This window comes from Mycobacterium lehmannii (assembly GCF_001499925.1).
Lineage (GTDB): Bacteria > Actinomycetota > Actinomycetes > Mycobacteriales > Mycobacteriaceae > Mycobacterium > Mycobacterium lehmannii.
Map to the genome: position 1 here is coordinate 1 of NZ_LQIR01000046.1, position 5,418 is coordinate 5,418.

The 5,418-nt window shown below is 56.2% G+C and carries 3 rRNA genes; all 3 read right to left on the reverse strand.

Annotated features, from left to right (window positions below):
• Nucleotides 1-9: 9 nt before the first annotated feature.
• Nucleotides 10-124 (reverse strand): 5S ribosomal RNA (gene rrf / locus AU192_RS20620).
• A 100-nt stretch (nt 125-224) separates the two neighbouring features.
• A 23S ribosomal RNA gene (locus AU192_RS20625) occupies nt 225-3,351 on the reverse strand.
• Nucleotides 3,352-3,745: 394 nt separating this feature from the next.
• Nucleotides 3,746-5,269 (reverse strand): 16S ribosomal RNA (locus AU192_RS20630).
• The 16S, 23S and 5S rRNA genes sit together here, the layout of an rRNA operon.
• Nucleotides 5,270-5,418: the final 149 nt, after the last annotated feature.

Sequence of the window (5,418 nt, forward strand, 5' to 3'; positions counted from 1 at the left end):
CTAATTTGTGTTCGGCGGTGTCCTACTTTTCCGCCCGGGTGGGGCAGTATCATTGGCGCTGGCAGGCTTAGCTTCCGGGTTCGGGATGGGTCCGGGCGTTTCCCTGTCGCTATTGACCGCCGTAACTTTATTCACTTTGTAGTGTCCCAAATTTGTGTGTTGGGAAGGGTGTTTTGGTGGTGGGGTGTGTTTGCGTGGTTGATACGCGTGGTGTGGTTGCGAGTGTGTGTAAGTTTTCGGCCGGTTAGTGCCAGTTCCCTGAACCCATTGCTGGGTGTGTAGGTCTGGTCTATCGATCCCGTGGTCTGCGGGGGGCCTTATCCCACTGTATGGGTGAGAAGCCTGGTCTTGGAGGGGGTTTCCCGCTTAGATGCTTTCAGCGGTTATCCTGTCCGAACGTGGCTATCCAGCGGTGCCCCTGGTGGGACAACTGGTGTACCAGAGGTTCGTCCGTCCCGGTCCTCTCGTACTAGGGACAGGTTTCCTCAAGCTTCTGACGCGCGCGGCGGATAGAGACCGAACTGTCTCACGACGTTCTAAACCCAGCTCGCGTGCCGCTTTAATGGGCGAACAGCCCAACCCTTGGGACCTGCTCCAGCCCCAGGATGCGACGAGCCGACATCGAGGTGCCAAACCATCCCGTCGATATGGACTCTTGGGGAAGATCAGCCTGTTATCCCCGGGGTACCTTTTATCCGTTGAGCGACACCCCTTCCACTCGGGGGTGCCGGATCACTAGTCCCGACTTTCGTCCCTGCTTGACATGTTCGTCTCGCAGTCAAGCTCCCTTGTGCACTTACACTCAACACCTGATTGCCGTCCAGGTTGAGGGAACCTTTGGGCGCCTCCGTTACTTTTTAGGAGGCAACCGCCCCAGTTAAACTACCCGCCAGGCACTGTCCCTGAACCGGATAGACGGTTCGAGGTTAGAGGCCCAATACGATCAGAGTGGTATTTCAACAACGACTCCACCCACACTGGCGTGTGAGTTTCACAGTCTCCCACCTATCCTACACAAACCGAATCGAGCACCAATACCAAGTTGTAGTGAAGGTCCCGGGGTCTTTTCGTCCTGCCGCGCGTAACGAGCATCTTTACTCGTAATGCAATTTCGCCGAGTCTATGGTTGAGACAGCTGAGAAGTCGTTACGCCATTCGTGCAGGTCGGAACTTACCCGACAAGGAATTTCGCTACCTTAGGATGGTTATAGTTACCACCGCCGTTTACTGGGGCTTAAATTCTCCGCTTCACCCTTGCGGGTTAACGGGTCCTCTTAACCTTCCAGCACCGGGCAGGCGTCAGTCCGTATACCTCGTCTTGCGACTTCGCACGGACCTGTGTTTTTAGTAAACAGTCGCTTCTCACTGGTTTGTGCCACCCCCTCCCGCTGCCCCCAGCAAGTGGGTTGACGGTGTGGGGGTCCCCCTTCTCCCGAAGTTACGGGGGCATTTTGCCGAGTTCCTTAACCATAGTTCACTCGTACGCCTTGGTATTCTCTACCTGACCACCTGTGTTGGTTTGGGGTACGGGCCGTGTATGGACTCGCTAGAGGCTTTTCTCGACAGCATAGGATCACCGAATTCGCCTCACTCGGCTATGCATCACCTCTCAGGATATGTGAAACCCGGATTTGCCTAGGTTTCTCCCTACAGGTTTGCCCCAGTATTACCACTGACTGGTACGGCTACCTTCCTGCGTCACCCCATCGCTTGACTACTACCCACACGGGTCCCACGCAGCAGGTGACCCCCGCTCCCCGAAGGGATTGGTAGGCCACCGTTTGGGTGGTTAGCAGTATGGATTCGTCAGGGACGCTCATACACGGGTACGGGAATATCAACCCGTTGTCCATCGACTACGCCTGTCGGCCTCGCCTTAGGTCCCGACTCACCCTGGGCGGACTGGCCTGGCCCAGGAACCCTTGGTCTTCCGGCGGGCAAGGTTCTCACTTGCCTTATCGCTACTCATGCCTGCATTCTCACTCCCACACCCTCCACCACTAGATCACTCTGTGGCTTCACCGGATGCAGGACGCTCCCCTACCCAACAACACACAAGGTGTTGCTGCCGCGGCTTCGGCGGTGTGCTTGAGCCCCGCTACATTATCGGCGCACAATCACTTGACCAGTGAGCTATTACGCACTCTTTCAAGGGTGGCTGCTTCTAAGCCAACCTCCTGGTTGTCTTTGCGACTGCACATCCTTTTCCACTTAGCACACGCTTAGGGGCCTTAGCCGGCGATCTGGGCTGTTTCCCTCTCGACGCACGGAGCTTATCCCCCGCCGTCTCACTGCCACGCTTTGACTTGTCGGCATTCGGAGTTTGGCTGACGTCAGTAACCTAGTAGGGCCCATCGGCCATCCAGTAGCTCTACCTCCAACAAGAAACACGCAACGCTGCACCTAAATGCATTTCGGGGAGAACCAGCTATCACGGAGTTTGATTGGCCTTTCACCCCTACCCACAGCTCATCCCCTCAGTCTTCAACCTAAGTGGGTTCGGGCCTCCACGCGGTCTTACCCGCGCTTCACCCTGGCCATGGGTAGATCACTCCGCTTCGGGTCCAGAACACACCACTACACACGCCACTACTGACGTGATACGCCCTATTCAGACTCGCTTTCGCTGCGGCTACCCCACCCGGGTTAACCTCGCGACATGTCCCTGACTCGCAGGCTCATTCTTCAAAAGGCACGCCATCACCCCACGAAATAAATCGAAGGCTTTGACGGATTGTAGGCACACGGTTTCAGGTACTCTTTCACTCCCCTCCCGGGGTACTTTTCACCATTCCCTCACGGTACTGATCCGCTATCGGTCACTGAGAAGTATTCAGGCTTACCGGGTGGTCCCGGCAGATTCACAGCAGATTCCACGGGCCCGCTGCTACTCGGGGATCCTGCGACAACAGGCAACAAGTTTTCGGTTACGGGGCTCTCACCCACTACGGCAGACCATCCCAGGCCACTTCACCTAACCCACTGCTTTATCACTGCTGCTCCCCTCGGCGGAAAGGAGAACACAGGCCCCACAACACCGCACACACAACCCCCGCCGGGTATCACATGCACACGGTTTAGCCATCCTCCGCTTTCGCTCGCCACTACTCACGGAATCACAATTGTTTTCTCTTCCTACGGGTACTGAGATGTTTCACTTCCCCGCGTTCCCCCCCAACGCCTATATATTCAGCGTTGGGTGACACGACATCACTCGTGCCGGGTTTCCCCATTCGGACATCCTCGGATCCACGCTCGGTTGACAGCTCCCCGAGGCATAACGCAGCCTCCCACGTCCTTCATCGGCTCCCAGTGCCAAGGCATCCACCATGCGCCCTTAAACACTTACACACAAAACAGATCAAAAAATATTCTCGGAAGAATAAAAATTGCATTATCAGAACACAAAAACCCACACAGGTCTCTGCGTTCAGATGCTCGCAACCACTATCCACAAATCAAACACCACACCCCACCACCAAAGCAGGGCGACAACCACAGCCAACCCCCACACGGGGATCAACACCACCTCCGATATCCCACACTCGGGACAAAGAGGCGACGGGCTTGTTGTCTCAAAGCCCAATAGTGTGTCCGATGATTCCTCAAAGCAGCGTTCCCACACCACTTCTCACGTTTGTTGTGCACCGGCCGAAACACCCACTACAGGTGCTGGCACTAAATATCCCAACCGCAACTGATCCCACAGGCGTGGGGGCGGGGGAAAATAACTGGTGCTCCTTAGAAAGGAGGTGATCCAGCCGCACCTTCCGGTACGGCTACCTTGTTACGACTTCGTCCCAATCGCCGATCCCACCTTCGACGGCTCCCTCCCACAAGGGGTTAGGCCACCGGCTTCGGGTGTTACCGACTTTCATGACGTGACGGGCGGTGTGTACAAGGCCCGGGAACGTATTCACCGCAGCGTTGCTGATCTGCGATTACTAGCGACTCCGACTTCACGGGGTCGAGTTGCAGACCCCGATCCGAACTGAGACCGGCTTTGAAAGGATTCGCTCCACCTCACGGCATCGCAGCCCTTTGTACCGGCCATTGTAGCATGTGTGAAGCCCTGGACATAAGGGGCATGATGACTTGACGTCATCCCCACCTTCCTCCGAGTTGACCCCGGCAGTCTCTCACGAGTCCCCGCCATAACGCGCTGGCAACATGAGACAAGGGTTGCGCTCGTTGCGGGACTTAACCCAACATCTCACGACACGAGCTGACGACAGCCATGCACCACCTGCACACAGGCCACAAGGGAAACCACATCTCTGCAGTCGTCCTGTGCATGTCAAACCCAGGTAAGGTTCTTCGCGTTGCATCGAATTAATCCACATGCTCCGCCGCTTGTGCGGGCCCCCGTCAATTTCTTTGAGTTTTAGCCTTGCGGCCGTACTCCCCAGGCGGGGTACTTAATGCGTTAGCTACGGCACGGATCCCAAGGAAGGAAACCCACACCTAGTACCCACCGTTTACGGCGTGGACTACCAGGGTATCTAATCCTGTTCGCTCCCCACGCTTTCGCTCCTCAGCGTCAGTTACTGCCCAGAGACCCGCCTTCGCCACCGGTGTTCCTCCTGATATCTGCGCATTCCACCGCTACACCAGGAATTCCAGTCTCCCCTGCAGTACTCAAGTCTGCCCGTATCGCCCGCACGCCCACAGTTAAGCTGTGAGTTTTCACGGACAACGCGACAAACCACCTACGAGCTCTTTACGCCCAGTAATTCCGGACAACGCTCGGACCCTACGTATTACCGCGGCTGCTGGCACGTAGTTGGCCGGTCCTTCTTCTGTGCCTACCGTCACTTACGCTTCGTCGGCACTGAAAGAGGTTTACAACCCGAAGGCCGTCATCCCCCACGCGGCGTCGCTGCATCAGGCTTGCGCCCATTGTGCAATATTCCCCACTGCTGCCTCCCGTAGGAGTCTGGGCCGTATCTCAGTCCCAGTGTGGCCGGTCACCCTCTCAGGCCGGCTACCCGTCGTCGCCTTGGTAAGCCATAACCTCACCAACAAGCTGATAGGCCGCGGGCCCATCCCACACCGCAAAAGCTTTCCCCCACCAGGCCATGCGACCAGCAAGGTGTATTCGGTATTAGACCCAGTTTCCCAGGCTTATCCCAAAGTGCAGGGCAGATCACCCACGTGTTACTCACCCGTTCGCCACTCGAGCACCCCCAAAGGGGCCTTTCCGTTCGACTTGCATGTGTTAAGCACGCCGCCAGCGTTCGTCCTGAGCCAGAATCAAACTCTCCAAACAAAAACGTTCAGAACAATCTGACCAAACAGACACCAAAAACTGGCATCAAAAAACACCACACCCACAAACGGGAAAACAGGGCATGGCAAAAAACAACAACAAACAAAAACCACCAAACACACTATTGAGTTCTCAAACAACACACCCGC